The 20,061-nt window shown below is 30.7% G+C and carries 23 protein-coding genes and 1 pseudogene; 8 read left to right on the forward strand and 16 right to left on the reverse strand.

Annotated elements, in window-relative coordinates; genetic code table 11:
• Positions 1-114 precede the first annotated feature (114 nt).
• The 6 genes from CLOPA_RS15125 to CLOPA_RS24475 form a co-directional block, all read right to left on the reverse strand.
• Entirely contained in the window at positions 115-495 is a 381-nt protein-coding gene (locus CLOPA_RS15125; protein ID WP_015616306.1) for a hypothetical protein, read from the reverse strand.
• A 192-nt stretch (positions 496-687) separates the two neighbouring features.
• Entirely contained in the window at positions 688-1,629 is a 942-nt protein-coding gene (locus CLOPA_RS15130) for a GH25 family lysozyme (protein WP_015616307.1), read from the reverse strand.
• A gap of 3 nt (positions 1,630-1,632) precedes the next feature.
• Positions 1,633-2,031 (reverse strand): phage holin family protein, encoded by a 399-nt coding sequence (locus CLOPA_RS15135; protein ID WP_015616308.1) that lies wholly within the window; start codon positions 2,029-2,031, stop codon positions 1,633-1,635.
• A gap of 63 nt (positions 2,032-2,094) precedes the next feature.
• Positions 2,095-2,310 carry a hypothetical protein gene (locus CLOPA_RS15140; RefSeq protein WP_015615719.1) on the reverse strand — a complete coding sequence of 72 codons (216 nt, stop codon included), beginning with the start codon at positions 2,308-2,310 and terminating at the stop codon, positions 2,095-2,097.
• Positions 2,311-2,321: 11 nt separating this feature from the next.
• A complete protein-coding gene (locus CLOPA_RS15145; protein WP_041710917.1) occupies positions 2,322-2,942 on the reverse strand; it encodes a hypothetical protein in 621 nt (206 codons plus the stop codon).
• A 29-nt stretch (positions 2,943-2,971) separates the two neighbouring features.
• A complete protein-coding gene (locus tag CLOPA_RS24475; protein WP_015616309.1) occupies positions 2,972-3,121 on the reverse strand; it encodes a DNA cytosine methyltransferase in 150 nt (49 codons plus the stop codon).
• A 206-nt stretch (positions 3,122-3,327) separates the two neighbouring features.
• On the opposite strand from CLOPA_RS24475, the gene CLOPA_RS15150 reads away from it, so the two are divergent.
• Positions 3,328-3,519, forward strand: a complete 192-nt coding sequence (locus tag CLOPA_RS15150) for a hypothetical protein (protein ID WP_015616310.1) — start codon at positions 3,328-3,330, stop codon at positions 3,517-3,519.
• A 241-nt stretch (positions 3,520-3,760) separates the two neighbouring features.
• On the opposite strand, the gene CLOPA_RS15155 is transcribed toward CLOPA_RS15150, so the two are convergent.
• The 4 genes from CLOPA_RS15155 to CLOPA_RS26200 form a co-directional block, all read right to left on the reverse strand.
• Positions 3,761-4,219: a single-stranded DNA-binding protein gene (locus CLOPA_RS15155; protein WP_015616311.1), complete on the reverse strand. Its 459-nt coding sequence runs from the start codon at positions 4,217-4,219 to the stop codon at positions 3,761-3,763.
• 63 nt (positions 4,220-4,282) lie between these two features.
• Positions 4,283-4,855 carry an HD domain-containing protein gene (locus CLOPA_RS15160; protein WP_015616312.1) on the reverse strand — a complete coding sequence of 191 codons (573 nt, stop codon included), beginning with the start codon at positions 4,853-4,855 and terminating at the stop codon, positions 4,283-4,285.
• A complete protein-coding gene (locus CLOPA_RS15165; RefSeq protein WP_015616313.1) occupies positions 4,852-5,136 on the reverse strand; it encodes a hypothetical protein in 285 nt (94 codons plus the stop codon). Before CLOPA_RS15165 ends, CLOPA_RS15160 begins: the two co-directional genes overlap by 4 nt.
• Positions 5,137-5,147: 11 nt before the next feature.
• Positions 5,148-5,393, reverse strand: a complete 246-nt coding sequence (locus CLOPA_RS26200; RefSeq protein WP_015616314.1) for a hypothetical protein — start codon at positions 5,391-5,393, stop codon at positions 5,148-5,150.
• A 148-nt stretch (positions 5,394-5,541) separates the two neighbouring features.
• On the opposite strand from CLOPA_RS26200, the gene CLOPA_RS15175 reads away from it, so the two are divergent.
• From CLOPA_RS15175 to CLOPA_RS15190, 5 genes and pseudogenes are all read left to right on the forward strand, one after another.
• Positions 5,542-5,841, forward strand: a complete 300-nt coding sequence (locus CLOPA_RS15175; protein ID WP_242834205.1) for an XRE family transcriptional regulator — start codon at positions 5,542-5,544, stop codon at positions 5,839-5,841.
• The gene (locus CLOPA_RS15180; RefSeq protein WP_051115658.1) at positions 5,838-6,713 is read left to right on the forward strand and encodes a recombinase family protein; all 876 of its coding nucleotides are present in this window, start codon (positions 5,838-5,840) and stop codon (positions 6,711-6,713) included. The genes CLOPA_RS15175 and CLOPA_RS15180 overlap by 4 nt, the downstream gene beginning before the upstream one ends.
• A gap of 65 nt (positions 6,714-6,778) precedes the next feature.
• Entirely contained in the window at positions 6,779-7,021 is a 243-nt protein-coding gene (locus CLOPA_RS23885; RefSeq protein ID WP_051115659.1) for a recombinase zinc beta ribbon domain-containing protein, read from the forward strand.
• Positions 6,975-7,250: a hypothetical protein gene (locus CLOPA_RS15185; protein WP_041710918.1), complete on the forward strand. Its 276-nt coding sequence runs from the start codon at positions 6,975-6,977 to the stop codon at positions 7,248-7,250. Before CLOPA_RS23885 ends, CLOPA_RS15185 begins: the two co-directional genes overlap by 47 nt.
• 22 nt (positions 7,251-7,272) lie before the next feature.
• Positions 7,273-7,746: pseudogene (locus CLOPA_RS15190) on the forward strand (flavin reductase family protein); the annotation flags it as partial.
• Between the two features lie 111 nt (positions 7,747-7,857).
• On the opposite strand, the gene CLOPA_RS15195 reads toward CLOPA_RS15190, so the two are convergent.
• The 4 genes from CLOPA_RS15195 to CLOPA_RS15210 all read right to left on the reverse strand — a co-directional run bounded on the left by CLOPA_RS15195 (position 7,858) and on the right by CLOPA_RS15210 (position 13,277).
• On the reverse strand, positions 7,858-9,573 hold the full coding sequence (locus CLOPA_RS15195; protein WP_015616317.1) for a glycosyltransferase family 4 protein: 1,716 nt from the start codon (positions 9,571-9,573) through the stop codon (positions 7,858-7,860).
• A 371-nt stretch (positions 9,574-9,944) separates the two neighbouring features.
• The gene (gene fabV / locus CLOPA_RS15200) at positions 9,945-11,129 is read right to left on the reverse strand and encodes an enoyl-ACP reductase FabV (protein WP_015616318.1); all 1,185 of its coding nucleotides are present in this window, start codon (positions 11,127-11,129) and stop codon (positions 9,945-9,947) included.
• A gap of 772 nt (positions 11,130-11,901) precedes the next feature.
• Positions 11,902-12,834, reverse strand: coding sequence for an SPFH domain-containing protein (locus CLOPA_RS15205; protein WP_015616319.1), 933 nt, complete (start codon positions 12,832-12,834; stop codon positions 11,902-11,904).
• Complete coding sequence (locus CLOPA_RS15210) at positions 12,831-13,277, reverse strand: NfeD family protein (RefSeq protein ID WP_015616320.1); 447 nt, start codon at positions 13,275-13,277, stop codon at positions 12,831-12,833. The genes CLOPA_RS15205 and CLOPA_RS15210 overlap by 4 nt, the downstream gene beginning before the upstream one ends.
• Before the next feature lie 400 nt (positions 13,278-13,677).
• On the opposite strand from CLOPA_RS15210, the gene CLOPA_RS15215 reads away from it, so the two are divergent.
• Positions 13,678-15,603, forward strand: a complete 1,926-nt coding sequence (locus CLOPA_RS15215; RefSeq protein ID WP_015616321.1) for an NAD(+) synthase — start codon at positions 13,678-13,680, stop codon at positions 15,601-15,603.
• A gap of 23 nt (positions 15,604-15,626) precedes the next feature.
• On the opposite strand, the gene CLOPA_RS15220 is transcribed toward CLOPA_RS15215, so the two are convergent.
• Positions 15,627-16,049 (reverse strand): YaaR family protein, encoded by a 423-nt coding sequence (locus CLOPA_RS15220; protein ID WP_015616322.1) that lies wholly within the window; start codon positions 16,047-16,049, stop codon positions 15,627-15,629.
• 512 nt (positions 16,050-16,561) lie between these two features.
• Here CLOPA_RS15220 and CLOPA_RS15225 point away from each other — a divergent pair.
• On the forward strand, positions 16,562-19,195 hold the full coding sequence (locus CLOPA_RS15225; protein ID WP_015616323.1) for a calcium-transporting P-type ATPase, PMR1-type: 2,634 nt from the start codon (positions 16,562-16,564) through the stop codon (positions 19,193-19,195).
• Positions 19,196-19,512: 317 nt separating this feature from the next.
• Here the strand turns inward: CLOPA_RS15225 and CLOPA_RS15230 are convergent, their stop codons facing one another.
• Positions 19,513-20,016: a gamma carbonic anhydrase family protein gene (locus tag CLOPA_RS15230; protein ID WP_015616324.1), complete on the reverse strand. Its 504-nt coding sequence runs from the start codon at positions 20,014-20,016 to the stop codon at positions 19,513-19,515.
• Between the last annotated feature and the right edge of the window lie 45 nt (positions 20,017-20,061).

Genomic DNA, 20,061 nt, shown 5'->3' on the forward strand with positions numbered 1-20,061 from the left:
TAGATTAATTTAAAATTTCTTTTAAAATTGCAAAATAAAACCTAGAGCATAAACTCTAGGCTTTATAATGTATTAAGAATCATTCATTGATATAGACAATATTATTATGTCTAATTATTTCTGTACTATACTATTATTCTTCAAGGAATTAACTTCCAAAACAGCACCCTTAATTATATTAAAGATTTCATCATCTGAAAGACCTGTCTTGCCTTTTATCAATTCAAGTACTTTACTGTGCTTAATAGCACCTTCCCAATTAAATTCCTTGCCTAACTGTTCTACTGCCTTAACTGTATTTTTAACCACTGCTACATCTTTGTTATATTGCTCAGTACCAATAGTCTTTTCAAGAGCTTCTTTTTGCTTTTCTATAAGTTCCTTATGTGCATCTAGGAAATTCTTTAATTGCCTTCTTCCAATCTCTAATACTGTAACAACACCAGCACCAATTATAGGGATTATAATTTCATTTATAACTGTTTGACTTAACATTTTACATTCCTCCAATTTATTTAATTTTGATGTATATATCTTCTTTTACAGGAAATACTACAAATATAATCAGTAAATATTTTTACATACAAATAAAAAGAGAGATAAAATCTAAAAAGTTATCTCTCTTTTTATAATTATTTTTATAAAAAAAGGACTATAGTTTCCTATAATCCCTTTTAACCTAACATCTTAGCCCATGTTGCTGTCCCAACTACTCCGTCTGGAATTAATCCATGTGCTTGCCTGCCAATTCTGTACTTTAATTTTAGTTTCATTACCGAATACACCGTCTATAGTAACACCTACAATCCACTGTATAAATCTAGTTGCGTATTCGTAGTGTTGATACTGTACTCCATCCAAAGGTTTTGAGTAAATTTCTGTTACTGCAGCTATAGTTTTAGGCCCCCATATAGCATCTTGGACTAAACCCATTATTCCTTGGAAAGCTTTTATTGCATTATTAGTTAATTCTCCTCTTATGCTATCTATTGTTAAATTGACCTTTATAAGATAATTTAACTGCTGCTGAATTATTCTTACTGCTGGATCACCTTGCTGTACCGGTTGCTGTGGAGCTGATGAAGCTGTTAAAACTACATTATTACTATCTATTAAAACATCATTACTGAATAGATCCACATCTACATCACCCTGCATTCCAGCTACTCTTCCAGTCCAACTATGCTGTATTCCGGCATAACCTTTGGTATCTGCTGGAGTTGCTCCTGGTTCTGCAATCCATATTTTATTCTTAGGAAGTCCTGATTGATCAGCTACGTTGTGAGCTGCATACGACAATAAACCAGGATTAAGAGCCATAAATACAGTAACAAAACTCATATCTGGATTAGCTACTTCATAGCCCAATACTGGTTTTAAATCTTGTTGATACTTGCTAATAGTATTAATGAAGTGTTGGTACTCTTGTGCTGGTATGTTTCTACCAGCAAAGTGATAAAATCCCACCTTCAATCCTCTGCCCTTAGCTTCTCTGTACTGGCTATCCATTAAAGGATTAATGTAGTTTATGCCCTCTGTAGCCTTTACATAAACTGCTTCTACACCGTCTGTCTTAACTGCATTCCAATCTGTAATAATAGTTCCTGAATAAATATCTATTCCTTTCATATGCTATTCCTCCTCTTTTTTTAATTGTTCCATTGCATTTACTAACTTTTTAGGTACCGGAATACCCATTTTTGCAGCGTTTTCAAAAATACTTATAGCTTCATTGCCTATATAAAAATAGCATACAAGTGTCCTAAACACCCATGTTCCATTGTTTATAAGCCTATCAAGTACAACTGCCATAATAACTACAAATATTATAGTTAATTTTTTAAAGATAACTTTTCTTCCAATATCAGACGAAAGTTTTTTCTGGACATAACCACTAAATACTCCAGTGGCATAATCTATGGCCATAAAAAATGCTAGTGCCATAAGGCATTTATCCCACCCACCAAATGCATAAGTAAAAAAGCACCCTAGTCCTGCTATAATACTGTTGAATACTTCTTTTTGATTCATTCTGCACCTCCTTAAATTTTTATATTAAAAAAACACCCTATAATTAGGATGCGTGATTAGCTTTTATTTACTTTTTACAGTTTTAGTACTTAGGTCAATATAATAATCATCTTTATTTTTTATAATATATTTGTCATAATCAGCTACTATAAAATCCCATATTATTTTCATGTCTTCTTCATTTGAAGCAAAATAAGACATATCTTGCATTCCTGTGCAGAAAGCTGTAATTGCTCCTGTTTGCTTAGAATAAAATAAAGTTAATTTTGTATCCTCCACATTTTAACCCCCTATGCTATTACCATAAATGTAATACCAAAATCTATCTTTGGTGCATTTGAAGGATTAGATATCTGTATTGCTTGACAAGTTCCATCAATACTAAATCTTGCATTTGGATAATCATAACCACTAACACCTACTTCATAAGTCTTTAATGCAAAACCATCTGCCAAGTTTTGCAAACTAGCAGCTTGAGCTGTAGCTGTAAATGATTTTTTTTTAAATCTATCAGGTAATTGAATAGTTATTGAGGTTGCAGTATCTGGTATAATCGCAACACCTGTATAAGCTAAACAAGTATAATCATACTCTACGCCATCAATAACTCTTTTTACTCCATCTGCACTAAAAATACTATAGGTAGTATCACTGTGAAATATTTTTAAAGTACCCGCTTCTAAATCAAACTCTACAGCACCCCCTAGCAGTTTACCTGCAACAATTAAATCTGCAAAAAATCCCTTACCAGTTCCAAAAGTTTTAAAAATCCACTGTCCCTCTGCGTTAAGTTGATCAGATATCATAAATCCTTGAGTACCAAGTTCCATGGCTCCGAATGTAGGACTTTCTGATATTCTATCCTCAAATAATATTGCCTTTGCCTGCTGCTTTTCTGCTGAATCAGCCATAGCACCCATCTGTACTCGGATGGTTTACTTTATACTTTATGCATTGCTATAGCTGCAGGATCATGATTAATTGCTATTTCAACGCTATGTCCTATTGCTAACTCAATGCCTGTACTTGCTCCACCACCCCCAGCAAAGTTATCAACTATAATTTCATCTAAAATACTAATTTGCTTCACGCTTCTACCTCCTGGAGATTCGTCTAATTATCATAATAATTAAACATAAATATAAGAAGAAATACTAATACTATCATCTAAATTTACAACGTACCATATTCAGTTTACGTAAAACTATCACCACTTCCATTATTCCTAAATACTATATAGCAGGATATTAAATAATCTTTATAATATCTAAATTATAAGAAAAGGAAGAGAAACGCATGGCAAATCTAAATGTTGATAAAAATCTTATTTCTACAAATGATACTGCTAGAGTAGCGATACCAGCGATACCACCAATACAAGCTCAAACACAAGCACAAATAGAAGCAGAAATACAACGAATAACACAACAAATAGAGCAACAGATAACACAAATACTAACAAAAATAGAATTGCAATCACGATTATAATCACCAACACAAAGGTCAAAAGTCCATATTAGAATGTATTTGTGTACAAGATTTATAAGTAGATTTTCTTAATAATTTTTGGACAGCCTTTAATAAATTTACAAATTCATTAACTCTCTTAATTTGTATATTATTGTAAATAATGATACAATAACACAGTAGCTACTTTTATTAAATATCCACTTGGCCCTTTCACAGGGCTATTTTTTACTTTCTGAATTAAATTTCTTTGCCCTTTTGTTTAAGCAGCTTGACTAACTGCTATCTTAAAAGGTATATCACCATCATCTATGGGCGTTATATCCGCTTTTAAATATTCATCATTATTTTTCACAGGTTCAAGAACCTTGCTACTTTGATTTTTGGAATTATTATCCACTCCCTTAGGTTGTAATAAATCAAAGTCTTCAACCATTACATCAGTACTCCATCTATTAGTACCATCTTGAGCTGCATATTTATTTATTTGCACTCTTCCACTAAGGCCAAATAAATGTCCCTTAAAAACATAATTAGCTATTGTTTCCGCTCTTTTCCCAAACATTGTACAATTAAAGAAGTCTGCTTCCTGTGGCTTGTTTTTGTCAAATCTAGGTCTGTTAATTACCAAAGTGAACTTCACTACAGGAGTTCCGGACCCTTGTATAAATTTAAGATCAGGATCCTTTACTAAGTGGCCCACAAGTTGTATTTTATTCATCTATTTCACCTCACTGTTTGAACTTAATCTGATTACTATTTTCGCCTGGTTCAAAATGATCCTCTATAATATATAACTAGATTCTAAATCTGCTGTATGAAGGGCAACGCCAGCTTTATACATATTCCAAGCTGCACTTATAGTATTTAAATTTTCTTTAGCTTCATAGCCACCCATATGCCAACGTATAAGAATAACTTCTTCTTTAGTTAGTTTTATAAATTGCTGAAGCAATATAACGCTCTTTTCACCATGTCCTATAGGCATTAAATCATTAACCCCATACGCAGGTGTTTTAATCCATTTCGGTTTTTCACCTGTTTTTGCAATATTAACGTTCTTGTCATAAACAGTATAAAAATTCACTTTGCAAATATCGTGAAGCAATGAAGAAATTGTAACCGTGTCATAGCTTAGTCCAAAATCATATATTTCATTTTTTCTTTTAAATAATTCGTAGACATTAAGACTGTGTTCTGCAAGTCCTCCTGAAAAATTTCCATGGAATCTGGTTGAAGCGGGGGCGGTAAAAAAATCGCCCTCTACCAAATATTTAACAACCTTATCTATATTTTCTCTTTTGACATTACTCAAAAGATTTATTATTTGTTCTTTAATTACCTTTATATCTTTCATGCTTGCCTCCTTAATTCTAATTGCTCCCTTAGGTATTCATTTTCTTCTCTTAATTTATCTGTCTTTGTTTCTGATTCCAATAATCTATCCTGTAATGATGAATGAGTTTCTTTTTCTTCATGCAACACTTGGTCTATAGCTGTAAACAACTTATTAAAAGCATCCCATGAGCCAATTATCCATGTTGTTTCTGGACATTTAAGGATAAGAGTATCTTTGCTTTCAGGGTTGAATGAATAATCATCATCAGATTTTATAAAAATATTTGAACTTGTAATCATAAAATCACCTCTTAAAATGGATCTGCATCGTCAATATCCTCAGGTGGAGCATCTGGTCCAGGGTCATCATTTACAGGAGTTACCTCAACGTCTACAACCTCAGTGTATTCTTCAACTAATTTTAGAAGAGTGTTTGCACTGTCATAAGTTAAACCTCTAAGACTTATTTTGTGTTCATTCGCAAGTGCTTCAAGCTTAGACACATCTGATCCTTTGCCTTCACCGATTACTAAACCTTTTTGTCTTCCAAGTTCCATTAAATATTGTTTCTGTTCTATTTGAACTGGCTTTGGCTGCTCTGGTACCTCATTTTCTTTTTCTTTTCCTTTTCTACATCTACCGGCTCTGTATTTAAATCTTTATCATCAACATTCATTTCCTCAGCTACATATAACAATGGTTGGTATGTCCCATAGTGGAATCGCTGAAATAGAAGGCGGTAGAGTGAAAGGCACTGTTGATTTCATAGATAAGTTATCACAGGCAACTAATACAACTATATCTCATTGGACAGAAGGTGAAAATCCTGAAAATATAAAATGTTATAATCATGAAAGCTTGGACGTATTAATAGATTCAATGATAGATACGGGTATCATAAAAGAAGATGGCAAGCTTAATGAAATGGCTCAAAATCTTATACTAAAGGTATTGGAAAAAGAAATAATACAAAGAATTGAAAAAAATAAAAGGGATAAAAAATGAGAGTAGCTATATATTCAAGAAAATCAGTTGAGACAGATAAAGGCGATAGTATTAAAAATCAAATTAAAATGTGTAAAGAATATTTTAATTTAAGAAATGACAAAGTATCTTTTGAGGTATTTGAAGATGAAGGATTTACAGGAGCTAATATAAACAGACCTTCTTTTAAGCTAATGATGAAACAACTAAACGACTTCGATGTAGTTGCAGTGTATAGGATCGATAGAATATCAAGAAATGTTCTTGACTTTTTAAATACTTTTGAAGAGTTTAAAAAGTACAATGTTAAATTTATTAGTATAACAGAAAACTTCGATACTGAAAGTCCTATGGGCAAGATGATGCTATTAATGTTAAGTGGTTTTGCTCAAATGGAGCGTGAAAATATAGCTCAACGTGTAAAAGATAACATGAGAGAACTTGCTAAAAGTGGGAAATGGACTGGCGGCACTATACCTTTTGGATATATCACACAAAGAGTTGAAGAAAATAATAAGAAAGCTACATATTTAAAATTAGATGAATCGAGGTTACAATTAATAAAAGAAATTTTTGGAAAATACATAGAATCAGAAAGTATGCGCAATGTTCAAAAGTGGTTGTACTTTAATGGTATTAAATGGAGCTTAAGTACTATTAAAAATATATTAACATCGCCTGTATATGCTAAAGTGAATAAAAATGTTGTTGAATATTTAAAAAATTTTGGTGATGTATTCGGTACTTGTGACAACATACATGGTATTCTATCTTATAACAGACGTCCTTACAGTAATGGTAAACATCGTTGGAATGACAAGTCAATGTTTTTTATACTATTAGTAAACATGAAGGTATTATTGAAGCTGATACGTGGCTTAAAATACAATTAATACAAGATAAAACTAAAAAAAATCCTAGACCCAAAGAATCACAGGTTAGCTATTTAACAGGTACTTTGAAATGTGCCAAATGTGGATCACCTATAACTGTAAGTCATAATCATAAAAATAAAGATGGCAGCATCATATATGTTTATGTATGTACAGGAAGAAAAACCTATGGTGTTGATTATTGTGATACTAAACAGATAAAACAATCAATATTAGATGATAAATTTATAAAAAGTCTTAAAAATTATGCTAATATGGACTTTGATACATTTAATAAATGCAGCAAAGCGTTATTTAATAAGAGTTGAGGAACTAACCTCTCAAAATGAAGAATTAAAGCAAGAATTATTTTTATTGAAACAAAAAGAATTAGATAATTCTAACATACCAATAGAATTTATATACACTGCGCTCAATCAATTTGTTAGCAACTTTGAAAAACTTGATATTTCTGAAAAAAGAGAAGCAATAAATAAATTCATAGAAAAGGTTGAATACAACAGTGATTCAATGAATTTACATGTAACTTTTTTATAATATTTTATACGATGTTTATGTATGGGCTGGAACTGCATGTACAAAGCCGCCTATGCTAACTATAGCAATACGCCCTGAAAGATTATCTTATGAATATATAACTGAAACTATGGAGTTCGTTGTAAATCTTCCGTCTAAATCCTTAATAAAAAAAGTAGATTTCTGCGGCGTTAAATCTGGCAGAGAAATAGATAAGATTAAAGAAATGAATTTTAATTTATCCAATAGCAGCGAAATAAACTGCCCCATGATAAATGAATGCCCTATAACACTTGAATGCAAAGTTAAAAATATCCTTTATCTTGGAACCCACCATTTATTTTTAGCAGAAATTTTAAAAGTTAATGTAGATGAAGACTTAATAGATGAATATGGTAAAATACATTATGAAAAAGCAAATCTTATAAGCTATTGCCACGGTGAATACTATCCTTTACCTGAAAAATCCTTAGGTAAATTCGGATTTTCAGTAAAACGAAAAAAGAAAATTAAATAAGATGGCTTAGCAATAAATTTCCAATTACTAAGCCATCTTATTTACAAAAATATTTTATGATTTTTTAGATATCTTTTACTAGCTGCATATTTACAGTATGTCCTATTTGCTCTATTCTTCAGTTTTTTTAGTTCGCCTAGTTCTTTTTACTGGTTTCTTAGTAGATTCAATCTCACCATCACTACTATTTACGCTGATTTTCTCAGTGGAAGCAGACTTTGCAGTTGGTTTCCTTGTACGTGTCTTCCTTATTTTTGTTTTAGCTGAATCTTCTACTTTGCTTACAGCACTTTCAATTTCTGAAGCTGCTTTTATTGCCTCGGAGGCTTCCCCATCCGGTTTTGACTCATTGGCATTTTTACTTGCTGTTTTTGTTCTAGTTGTTATCTTAAGAGTTTCTTTAGTTTTAGCCGCATTTGATGCTGCCCTGGTTTTACTTTTAGCTTCAGAGGAAGTATCTTCTATTTTGCTTACAGTAGCAGCATTAGCTGCAGTAACTTTCCTCGACCTTCTTCTTGGCTTAGTTTCTTCAGAACTTTGGATTTTTTTCTTAGCTATTTCTGTTTTTCTAGAAGAAACAACTCTTTTGCTTTTCTTTGTATCGCTTAAATTAGTTTCTGTAAAAACTTTTTTATCCACATCCCACTCTGTATCTAAAGCTTCCGATTTAACTAAAGTGTACATTTTAGTTGTTAACTTAGCAACTTCTTCCCAGGTATATTTCTCTTTTACACTTTCTTTAGCCTTTTCTTTTATACGTTCACATAATTCATTATCCTGTAACAGTGCTAACACATTATCCTTAAGACTTTCTACCAATCCATTTATCATTTTCATTCCATTTACTCTATGCTTTACTAATTCACTTAATCCACCAGTATCTGAAACTACAATTGGACATCCTGCTGCCATAGCTTCCAGAGCTACTATCCCAAAGGGTTCATATAGTGATGGAAATACTGCTATATTGGCAACTCTATATAATTTACTCTTAATTTCATTATTCATATATCCTGAAAATAAAATTTTATTTTCAAGCCCTATTTGTTTAACCTTATATTTTAATTCTTCCGTCATAGGTCCTGTTCCTGCTATTACAAATTTTGCTTTACTATATTCCGCTATTATTCGTGGTGCAGCATCTATTAATAGTTGAATTCCCTTTTCAAAAACATGTCTTCCTATAAAAAATATTATTTTTTCATCATCTAAAGCATAATTTCTTCTAAACTCTAAAGGATTAAATTCAAAATCAAACCCTTTTGAATCCACGCCATTAGGAACTACCCAAATTTTATCATCTGCTACTTTAAAGTTGCTTATAATTTGTTCCTTCATGTAATTGCTGCAAGATATAATCTTCCAAGATTCATATGTTAAAAGCCATTCTGTTGAAGAAATATATCTTTGCATATCTGTTCTTATCCCATTGTTTCTTCCTTCTTCAGTAGCATGTATAGTAGAAACCATAGGAATATTAAAAGACCACTTTAGTGCCTTTGCACTATAGGCTGAAAGCCAATCATGGGCATGAATTATATCTATTTTACCTATTTTCCTTATAATTCTAATACATTCTTCAATCATTGAAAAATTAAGCTGCATAATCCATTTTGTGAAATCTTCAGTATCTATTTTATATGGTGTAACTCTATGAACTATAATACCATCATCATTTTCCTCCACTGGTGACGTACCTTCCTCGCAGGTAATTACATGTATTTCATGACCTAATAAAGTTAGGGCCCTAGAAAGATTATGTACATGATTAGATAATCCTCCTATATTTTTAGGTGGATATTCCCAAGAAAGCATTACTATTCTCATCAAACAACTCTCCTTTTCAATGATTAAATTATTCAAGCTATAATTTTACTTTTAAACTTATTTATATTTAGGCACATTCAAATAAATAACTAGTCAGTATTCTAGTCTATTTTGAATCCTACTGCATCAACAGAGCCCTCAGATAGCCTCACTATCTTAGTTACTTGTTTCCATCTATGATTCATAATATACGTCGCATCTTTGACTTACTATTTATTTTCATATATCTTAATTGTATTGCTTTTCATATACCTTATAATACAATAATAAATCTTTATGATTACATTTACAAGTAATATAATAATTATAAAAATAAATTCCTTAAATTGCATATATTTCATATTTAGATTTATGCATAAATGCTGTATTATCTATATCATATTTATCATATCTACATCAACATTAGTATCCTTTTCATAGTCAATATCACTATATTCAAATCCGAACAATTTAAAAAAATCTCTTTGGAATTCTTTAATATTAGTTAAATTTGTAATGTTTTCTGTAGTTATCCTGTCCCAGATATTACACACTTCTTCTTGGACATCTTTCCTCATTTCCATATCATCTAATCGTATTCTATTTTTCTCATCTAATTGAAGATTACCACTGTTTATTTTGGAAAATAATCTACACATTTGCTCAATACATCCCTCTTGAATATTTTTTTCTTTCATAACTTTGTCTAGTACAGAGACATATAATGGAACTACAGGAATAGCAGAACTTGATTGGGTAACTAAAGCTTTATTTACTGAAATAAACGCTTTTCCATTTATAGCTTTTAACTTTTGATCTAATTGTAGAGAAGTGGCTTCTAAATTTTCTTTAGCTTTACCAATAGTACCCTGCCTATATATGGGATATGTGATTTCAGGTCCAATATAAGAGTATGCAATGGTAGTTGCACCTTGTTCAAGCACTTTTTCATTCATCAATGCGTCAATCCAAAGCTTCCAATCTTGTCCACCCATTACGTTTACAGTTTGCTCTATTTCATCTTCGCTAGCTGGCTCAATTTCAACATTGGATACTTTAAAGGTATGAAAATTTACAGTTTTATTTTTATAGGCTTTTTCTATAGGCTTTAAAGCCGAATAGGATATTTTACCTGTAAGTGGATCTTTTCTTTTAGGTGAGGCTATGCTGTAGATGACAATATCCACTTTTCCAAAATCCTTTTTTATCAATTCTATAGTTTTGTCTTTAATTTCCTTAGAAAATGCATCTCCATTAATAGTTTTAGAATAATAACCTTTATTTAAGGCCTCCTGCTCAAAAGCTGCAGTATTATACCAGCCTGCAGTACCAGTTCTATTTCCAGATGCCTGCTTTTCAAATATTATTCCAATAGTACTAGCTTTATAACCAAAAGTAGAAACTATTCTAGAAGACAATCCATAGCCTGTAGACGCGCCAATTATAAGCACCTTTTTAAATCCACCTGATAATTTAAACTTTTCTACGTAGTCTATTTGTTCTAAGACATTTTTTCTACATCCTTCCGGGTGAGCTGTAACACATATAAAATCCCTGAATTTTGGTTTTACTATCATAAATTATCCTCCTAAACTTAATTTGCATATGACTTAAATAATTTTAAAATTAAATTATATATTTAGGCATATTCAAATAAATAACTAGTCAGTATTCTAGTCTATTTTGAATCCTACTACGTCAACAGAACCCTCAGATAGCTCACTATCCTCGGAACCCGTTTCCTTGTATGATTAAAAATATCCGTCGCATCTTTGACTTACTATTTATTTTCATATGCCTTATCTAATGATTAGTTACTGCAACATTTTCACCACTTTAAGGTAAACGGTAACAAATATAACATAAATTTTGTTTTATCTACTTTTCTTAAGCTTGGACACCATACACATGTTACTGAATAATTTATTTAAACTTAGTGAAAGAAATAAACTCACACCAAGTATGATTACTTGATATTATAATACTATAAACATTTCTCGTGGTAAATAAATTATTTATATTTTTTTCTATTTATCCAAATAATAAACAGAATAGTATCTATCATATTTGCTTAAATATATTATGTAACAATATAAAAATATATTTTATAATATTATCCTCTATACATATTATTTTCATGAGAATTAAGTTTTACATCATCGAATGCTGTGTGCAGTATTTTTTAAAAAATAAAATGTTGTACTAAAATTTTCAACATTTTAGTACAACATTCTTACTAATAAATACACACTTTTTATTTCATTACTAGCCGCTGTAATACTCTATCTCCATAAAAGGAAAACAGCTAAATAATTACTCTAATATTTTATTTATAATTTTAATCCTATTCTATTTATTTTTTAATAATTCTCCTATTGCAGCAATACTGCCAAGTGAAGATAAGGTTTCATTAGGAAGTATAAGTTTATTAGCAGGGTTTTTAGCCATTTCCTGTAAAGCTTCAACTTGTTTTAATGCTATTACAGTTTCATTAGTTCCTGAGTCCAATATTGCCTTGTTAACTTTTAATATAGCCTCTGCCTGTGCTATTGCAACTATTTCTATAGCCTTACCTTTACCATCAGCCTCTAACTCCTGACTTTCTTTAAGTCCTTCTGCTCGTCTTATATTAGCTTGTTTCTCTGCTTCTGCCTGAAGAATTTTTGCCTGTTTTTCTCCTTCTGCTATGGAGATGTAACTTTGTCTTTTACCTTCTGCTTCAAGAATTACTGCTCTTTTATCTCTTTCTGCTCTCATCTGTTTTTCCATAGCCTGCTGAATTTCTGTAGGTGGGATAATATTTTTAATTTCTACAGAAAGTATTTTAATTCCATAGGCATCTGTTATTTCATCTACTACTTCTAGTAGCTTAGAATTAATCCTATCTCTTCCAGATAAAACTTCATCTAATGTCATGTCTCCCACTATGTTTCTCATATTTGTAATAGTAGAATATATTATACCAGATTTAAAGTTCTCAATATTGTAGATAGCGTCTTTTGCCTCCATAACCTTAAAGAAAATAACATTATCAATAGAAATTTTAACATTGTCCTTAGTAATAACACTTTGAGGTTCAATATCCAATATTTGCTGTTTAGTTGAAACCCTTCCTCTGACAAAATCCACAAAAGGTATTACAAAATTCCAACCTGGTTGAAGAGTTCTATGGTATTGTCCTAGTCTTTCAACTACAAATAAGTATCCAGTAGTAACAACTTTAAGAGAACTTAATAAAATAATAACTATAAGAATAATAATAATTAATACAGGAATAATCATTCAATATCCTCTCCTTTTTCTTCTTTTTTTATGACAAGCTTATTTCCTTCTAGACCTATAATCTTAAATTTTTCACCCTCCGATAAATATACTCCTTCATTTTTAACAGTCCAGTATATACCATCAAGTTTTATTCTTCCTTTTTCTTTAATGTCTTTTTCAGCTGTAATAACTCTGCCAATAAAGTTTTCCTCCATGGTTGGAGTTTTTGGTATATCCTTATTTAAAAATTTCTTTGCGAAAGGATAACCTATAGAATAGGACACTCCAGTTAATACCACAAACACACCAATCTGTACAGGAAAAGAATATCCTAAGGATAATGCTATTATAGCTCCAATGCCGCCAATGGTAAACCATACAAAAAGAAAACCAGCAGTTAAAAAATCAATAATTAAACAAGTTATGGCTATAACAACCCAAAGCTGTAATGCATCTTTCAATTCAAATCCCCCCTTAATTAATTAATTTTATAAAGCAAATACTCTAATAATAAATTTATATAAAGGACATTTATTTAATTGTATAACATTTATGTAAAATATAATACAATAAATTCATATTCAATATAATTATGTATTTAAATATATTGTCTATACAAATTATAATATCGTATTTATATCATTAAATAAAGTTTTGTTTTCACTTATTAAGCAGTATTTTAAACCACTTGACTAACTTTTCTCCACTGTATATCATGCCCCCTCCTCCTATCGTTAATTTTCTTATGTTTACTATGGATATTAATTAATCTTATTATATTGAATATAAAATGCACAATATGTTAAGCTATATTAAAGAAAATGAGTCAAACTTTTTTCATTAAGAAATGGAGTGAGAATAATGGTAAATTCTTTTATAAAAGTATCTGCTGCCTGCCCAAAAACCAGAGTATCAGATATAGACTTTAATTTAGAAAATATAAAAAGCTGCATAGTTAAAGCTTTAAAAGACAATTCAAAGCTTGTTATATTTCCTGAACTATCTATAACTTCTTATACCTGTGGAGATTTATTTTATCAAGAAAAACTTATTCATAAATCCTACGATGCTCTTGAGGAACTTTGTCTTTTCTCAAAGGAAAAAGATGTATTAATAGTAGTAGGTTCAATTTTAATTCGCAACTATTGTACATATAATTGTGCTTTTACAATATTTAATGGCAAAATATTAGGTATTGTACCTAAAAGTTATATACCTAATTATACAGAATTCTATGAAAAGAGATGGTTTACTGAAGGTTTGGGGATTATAGATGAATCAGTAGACTTACCTTTTCAAATCAATATTCCCTTTGGCACAAATTTAATCTTTAGTTCAGGTAAACTAAAACTGGGGCTAGAAATTTGCGAAGATCTTTGGGTTACCATTCCTCCAAGTTCTTATTTAAGCCTTTGTGGTGCTAATATAATTGGAAATCTCTCTGCTTCAAATGAAGTTGTAAGTAAAGCCGATTACAGAAAAAGTCTAGTTTCAAATCAAAGCGCCAGATGTATGGGTGCCTATGTGTATGCTTCCAGCGGAGTCTATGAATCATCCACAGACCTACTCTTTAGCGGTGATCTTATTATTGGAGAAAATGGTTTAATAGTCAAAGCTAATGAACGATTTCAAAGAGAAAATCAAGTTATAACCTCAATTATAGATTTTGATAAACTAGATATGGAGAGAACAAAAAATGTAAGCTTCAGTGATAGTATAAAAATTTGCCCATTTAAAAGTAAAATTATTAACTTTAATTTTAAAAATACATATATAGGTGAATTTAACAGGTTTATTGATAAGCATCCTTTTGTACCTGCTGATGAGTCAGTCCGCCAGGTTAGATGCAAAGAGATATTCAATATTCAAACTGCTGCCCTTGCAAAGAGAATAGAACATACTAATCTAAAAAAAGCTGTAATTGGTATATCTGGTGGTTTAGATTCAACTCTAGCATTACTAGTAATTATAAAGACCTTCGATATGCTAAAATTACCAAGAAAGAATATTCTCACCATAACAATGCCAGGCTTTGGTACTACTGATAGAACTTATAATAATGCAATTAGTCTATGCAAAAATTCAGATACTGACCTTAAAGAAATAAACATAGTTGACGCATGTCTTCTACACTTTAAAGATATAGGCCATAATCCTGAAAACCATGATGTAACTTATGAAAATGTTCAAGCAAGAGAGAGAACTCAAATATTAATGGACATTGCCAACAAAGAAGCTGGACTGTTAATTGGTACTGGAGATTTATCAGAGCTTGCATTGGGCTGGTGTACCTATAATGGTGATCACATGTCCATGTATTCTGTAAATTGTTCTATACCTAAAACTTTAGTGAGATATCTAGTTAAATATGTGGCTGAAAAAGAAGTAGATAACGTTACATCAAAAATTCTACTAGACATACTAAATACACCTGTAAGCCCGGAACTTTTACCTAAAGATAAAGAAGGTAATATAGCACAAAAAACAGAAGATCTAGTTGGCCCTTACGAGCTTCATGACTTCTTTTTATATTATTTTATACGACAAGGGGCATCTCCGGAAAAAATATTATATCTTTCCAAAATTGCTTTTAAAGATACCTATAGCGAAGAAACTATAGAAAAATGGCTTAACAAATTTATCACACGATTTTTCACCCAGCAATTTAAACGTTCCGCTGTGCCTGATGGACCAAAGGTAGGAACTGTAAGTTTATCTCCAAGAGGTGACTGGCGAATGCCTTCTGATGCAAGCTTTAATTTATGGATAGATAACTTCAATAAATAATTATATCTTATTGTAGATATTTATTACCTATAAATATCTACAATAATTCCCTGAATTTCATCAATAGTAGCTGCCACATCTAAATTTTCTTTTTCTTCTCCTAAAATAGCTTTTGTTATTTCCTCCAATTTTTTATCTATTACTTCCACTGTTATATAATATTGTGTTTGCCAAAAGCTAGCTTCGTTCTTAACTTTATACATGCAATCCAATACACTTTGTAAATATTCTTTAATTAAATTTTTATATATCTTAACATCTGCATAGCATTTACTTATTACTAGTCTATTCCCTCTTTTTTTAATATCGTCCAGTAATTTTTTCATTTCCTCTTCATTTCTTCTATCTCTCTCAAAGTTAAAATTTTGAGAAAAATCTTTTTTAAAATCTATTTTCTTTCTTTCCTGTGATATGGCAGTACTATTTCTAATTCTTGATACCTCCATTTAATCATCCCCGTAAAAATATATTATTTTTTAATTATAACATGATTTTGTTTATCTTTATATAAAAAGCTTCTTTACAAGAAGATAGAATACAAATGAAACTTAGAATAATTTTCATAATTTGTATTTGACATGAATTAATATTTTATATATAATTTAAGTATAATTTTATACTGAACGTAAGGGAGTAGCTAACAGATTTTATCTGTGGCAAAGTCAACACCCGATGAATCATTTCATCTGGCTTTGTATTAAATAGTAAGACTTATGTGTAACTTATATTTTAGTTATGCATAAGTCTTTTTTATTTATAATTGTAATTTTTCAAATAATTAATTATACATAAACTTATAGGTTATACTAACTAACATAAATATCTTGATACTATTTAATACTAACTACTTATTGGTATATTATTAATCAATAATATATAGACAAATAGTTGCTCTAAAAACATCAAAGGAATACAAATTTCAGTGTTTATTTTTAATAATGGAAAGGAGATTCAAGTTATGTGGCTTAATAAAACTGCCGAAGAAGTTATCAAAGAGTTAAATTCAGATCCCAAGGAAGGTTTGTCTTCTGAAGAAGCGAAAAAAAGATTAGAGGAATATGGTGAAAATAAGCTTTCATCTAAGGCAAAAAAAACTATATTTCAAATTTTTCTTTCTCAATTAAAAGACCCTATGATATTTATACTAATAATAGCCGCTATAATATCAGGATTCATGGGAGAACTAAGTGATGCTATAATAATTTTAGTTGTAATATTTATAAATGGAATGGTTGGCACAGTTCAAGAATTTAAATCCGAGAAAGCTATGGAAGCCTTAAAACAATTATCTACCCCTAAAGCAGTGGTAAAAAGAGATGGAAATCTTAAGGAAATCCCCTCAGAGGAGGTTGTCCCTGGTGATGTAGTTGTCTTAGATGCTGGAAGATATACACCTGCTGATTTAAGACTAATTGAAAGTGCTAATTTAAAAGTAGAAGAATCTGCTCTTACTGGAGAGTCGGTACCTTCAAGTAAGGATGCTAATATGAGCTTTAATAATAGCGATATTCCTTTAGGCGATCAAAAGAATATGGCTTTTGCATCAACTTTAGCCACTTATGGAAGAGGTATAGGTGTGGTCACTGCTACTGGAATGAACACTCAAATTGGTAAAATAGCTAAGATGCTTGATGAATCTGAAAGTGAAATGACCCCACTGCAAAAAAAGCTTGCTGAACTAAGTAAAATTTTAGGTATTGCAGCAGTAGTAATCTGTGCTTTAATATTTGTAATTTCCGTCATCCAAAAACGAGATCTGTTTGAAATGTTTCTTACTGCCATAAGTCTTGCTGTAGCAGCAATTCCTGAGGGACTCCCTGCTATTGTATCAATTGTACTTGCCATGGGTGTTCAAAGAATGATAAAAGAAAATGCCATTATACGAAAACTTCCTGCTGTTGAAACTTTAGGGGCAGTAAATATAATATGTTCCGATAAAACAGGAACCCTTACTCAAAATAAAATGACAGTTACAAAATTTTATACGGCTGCACATGATTCAATAAAAAATATTGATGAATTAGATATAAATAATGCAAGTAATAGACTATTACTTGATAATCTTATGCTCTGCAACGATGCTACTTACACGGAAAGTTCTCAAACTGGTGACCCAACAGAAATAGCTCTTTTGGAAATTGGTGTAAAATTTAATATATTTAAAAATGAATTGGAAAACTCTTTTAAACGAAATGATGAGGTTCCCTTTGATTCAGATAGAAAGCTTATGTCTACAATAAACAAATGTGATAAAAACTACATTGTTTATACTAAAGGTGCTATAGATAATTTACTTAAAATATCAAATAAAATAAACATAGATGGACATATACAAGATCTTACTGAAGATTTAAAAGCAAAAATTATGAAGGCTTCTAACAACATGTCTGATGATGCATTAAGAGTACTTGGATCTGCTTACAAAGAATTAGATTCTCCAAATATATCTATACAAGATATAGAAAAAGACTTAATTTTCATAGGTCTAGTTGGAATGATTGATCCTCCTAGATTAGAAGTTAAAGACTCTATATACACCTGCAAGCAGTCTGGTATAAAAACTATAATGATAACTGGTGACCACAAAAATACGGCCTTTGCCATAGCTAAGGAACTTGGTATAGCTGAAAGTTCTAATGAAACTATTTCAGGTACAGAGCTTGATAAATTAAGTCAGGAGGAACTCAATAGAAAAGTTGATTCCCTAAGAGTTTTTGCAAGAGTTTCTCCAGAACACAAGGTTAATATTGTAAAGGCTTTTAAATCTAAAGGAAATATAGTATCTATGACTGGTGATGGAGTAAATGATGCTCCTTCTTTAAAAATAGCTGACATAGGTGTAGCCATGGGTATAACAGGTACTGATGTGGCCAAAGGTGCTTCTGACATGATCTTAACTGATGATAATTTTTCTACTATTGTTTCTGCCATAAAAGAAGGTAGAAATATATTTAACAATATAAAAAAATCTATAATATTTCTTCTCTCCTGTAATTTAGGTGAAATTATAACCTTGTTTGTAGCTATACTTTTAAACTGGGATACTCCCCTTAGACCAATCCATATATTATGGGTAAATTTAATTACGGATACATTACCAGCACTTTCCTTAGGTGTTGATCCTGGTGATGAAAATGTTATGGATAACCCTCCCAGGAACACAAAGGAAAGCTTATTTTCAAAAGGTTCCAGCATATTTCTAGTATTAAATGGAATATTGATAGGAGTTTTAACTTTGATAGCCTTCAGATATGGAGAAAAAATATATGGAGCAGGAGGAGAACATGCTCAAACTATGGCTTTCGTAGTTTTAAGCGTTTCACAACTTTTCCATTCCTTTAATATGAGACATCCAGAAAAATCCATATTTAAAACAGGTTTATTTAGTAATAAATATTTAGTTGGTTCTGTAATTATAGGTATACTGCTGCAATATATAGTTATAACAGTACCTTTTTTATCAAATTTATTTAATTTATTTAATTTAACTCTCTTTGATTGGACTTTTGTCATTGCTATTTCTATACTAACTTTAATAATAAATGAAATTGCAAAAATTTTCATAAGAGCAAGCAAAAATAAAACAGCCTAATATAAACCATGCTTCTGATCAGCTTTCTTTAAAAATTCTCTATAAAAGGGGCGGTCGCAATGCATATCTATGCATTGCGAGACAGCTTTTTAACTATTCTACTATTAAAAATTGCATTTTAATAACTAAATGAGGCCGTTCTCAAAAGAAATGAGTATTTATTTCTTTTGGGACAGCCCCTTTTAGTTGCTAATATTAAATGCCTTAAAATGCATATTCCACGCAATGACTTTTATATTTTGATATCTATATTTTACTTTAATCATTTGAATTTTTATGCATTCAGCAAAATATTGGTTAAAATGTGTGTATGACTTTTATTTGTACTCTCTGCTAATTGTCACATATTCCTGTGCATTTAATTTTATGTTTTCTTTTTCCTCATCTGTAAGATTTCTTATAACCTTAGCAGGTCTCCCCATACAAAGTACTCCACCAGGTATATTTTTATTCTTTGTAATTAAGCTACCTGCCCCTATTATTGTGAATTCTCCTATTTCGGCATCATCTAATATTGTAGAACCCATACCAATCAATGAATTATTCCCAATCTTACAACCATGCAGTATTGCTCCATGGCCTACTGTAACAAAATCACCAATTTCAAGAGGACTTTCCTCTTCACTTATATGTAGTATGGAATTATCTTGAATATTGGTTCCTTCTCCAATGGTTATTTTATTCATATCCCCTCTTATTACTACCCCAAACCAAATACTACAGTTTTTTTCAATAGATACGTTACCTATAACATCTGCACTTTTTGCAACAAAAACACTTTCATGTATTTTAGGCTCATAATTTTTAAAATTATATAGCATAAAATCACCATCCTTATGTTTAAAACTTAAACTTTTTATAGCATA

The organism is Clostridium pasteurianum BC1 (assembly GCF_000389635.1).
GTDB classification, from domain to species: domain Bacteria; phylum Bacillota; class Clostridia; order Clostridiales; family Clostridiaceae; genus Clostridium_I; species Clostridium_I pasteurianum_A.

What these genes read in the sequence shown, in the direction of transcription:
- CLOPA_RS15125 (WP_015616306.1), bottom strand. Translation starts at nt 495, where the DNA reads ATGTTAAGTCAAACAGTTATAAATGAAATTATAATCCCTATAATTGGT.
- CLOPA_RS15130 (WP_015616307.1), bottom strand. Translation starts at nt 1,629, where the DNA reads ATGAAAGGAATAGATATTTATTCAGGAACTATTATTACAGATTGGAAT.
- CLOPA_RS15135 (WP_015616308.1), bottom strand. Translation starts at nt 2,031, where the DNA reads ATGAATCAAAAAGAAGTATTCAACAGTATTATAGCAGGACTAGGGTGC.
- CLOPA_RS15145 (WP_041710917.1), bottom strand. Translation starts at nt 2,942, where the DNA reads ATGGCTGATTCAGCAGAAAAGCAGCAGGCAAAGGCAATATTATTTGAG.
- CLOPA_RS15150 (WP_015616310.1), top strand. Translation starts at nt 3,328, where the DNA reads ATGGCAAATCTAAATGTTGATAAAAATCTTATTTCTACAAATGATACT.
- CLOPA_RS15155 (WP_015616311.1), bottom strand. Translation starts at nt 4,219, where the DNA reads ATGAATAAAATACAACTTGTGGGCCACTTAGTAAAGGATCCTGATCTT.
- CLOPA_RS15160 (WP_015616312.1), bottom strand. Translation starts at nt 4,855, where the DNA reads ATGAAAGATATAAAGGTAATTAAAGAACAAATAATAAATCTTTTGAGT.
- CLOPA_RS15165 (WP_015616313.1), bottom strand. Translation starts at nt 5,136, where the DNA reads ATGATTACAAGTTCAAATATTTTTATAAAATCTGATGATGATTATTCA.
- CLOPA_RS26200 (WP_015616314.1), bottom strand. Translation starts at nt 5,393, where the DNA reads ATGGAACTTGGAAGACAAAAAGGTTTAGTAATCGGTGAAGGCAAAGGA.
- CLOPA_RS15175 (WP_242834205.1), top strand. Translation starts at nt 5,542, where the DNA reads ATGTCCCATAGTGGAATCGCTGAAATAGAAGGCGGTAGAGTGAAAGGC.
- CLOPA_RS15180 (WP_051115658.1), top strand. Translation starts at nt 5,838, where the DNA reads ATGAGAGTAGCTATATATTCAAGAAAATCAGTTGAGACAGATAAAGGC.
- CLOPA_RS15195 (WP_015616317.1), bottom strand. Translation starts at nt 9,573, where the DNA reads ATGAGAATAGTAATGCTTTCTTGGGAATATCCACCTAAAAATATAGGA.
- fabV (WP_015616318.1), bottom strand. Translation starts at nt 11,129, where the DNA reads ATGATAGTAAAACCAAAATTCAGGGATTTTATATGTGTTACAGCTCAC.
- CLOPA_RS15205 (WP_015616319.1), bottom strand. Translation starts at nt 12,834, where the DNA reads ATGATTATTCCTGTATTAATTATTATTATTCTTATAGTTATTATTTTA.
- CLOPA_RS15215 (WP_015616321.1), top strand. Translation starts at nt 13,678, where the DNA reads ATGGTAAATTCTTTTATAAAAGTATCTGCTGCCTGCCCAAAAACCAGA.
- CLOPA_RS15220 (WP_015616322.1), bottom strand. Translation starts at nt 16,049, where the DNA reads ATGGAGGTATCAAGAATTAGAAATAGTACTGCCATATCACAGGAAAGA.
- CLOPA_RS15225 (WP_015616323.1), top strand. Translation starts at nt 16,562, where the DNA reads ATGTGGCTTAATAAAACTGCCGAAGAAGTTATCAAAGAGTTAAATTCA.
- CLOPA_RS15230 (WP_015616324.1), bottom strand. Translation starts at nt 20,016, where the DNA reads ATGCTATATAATTTTAAAAATTATGAGCCTAAAATACATGAAAGTGTT.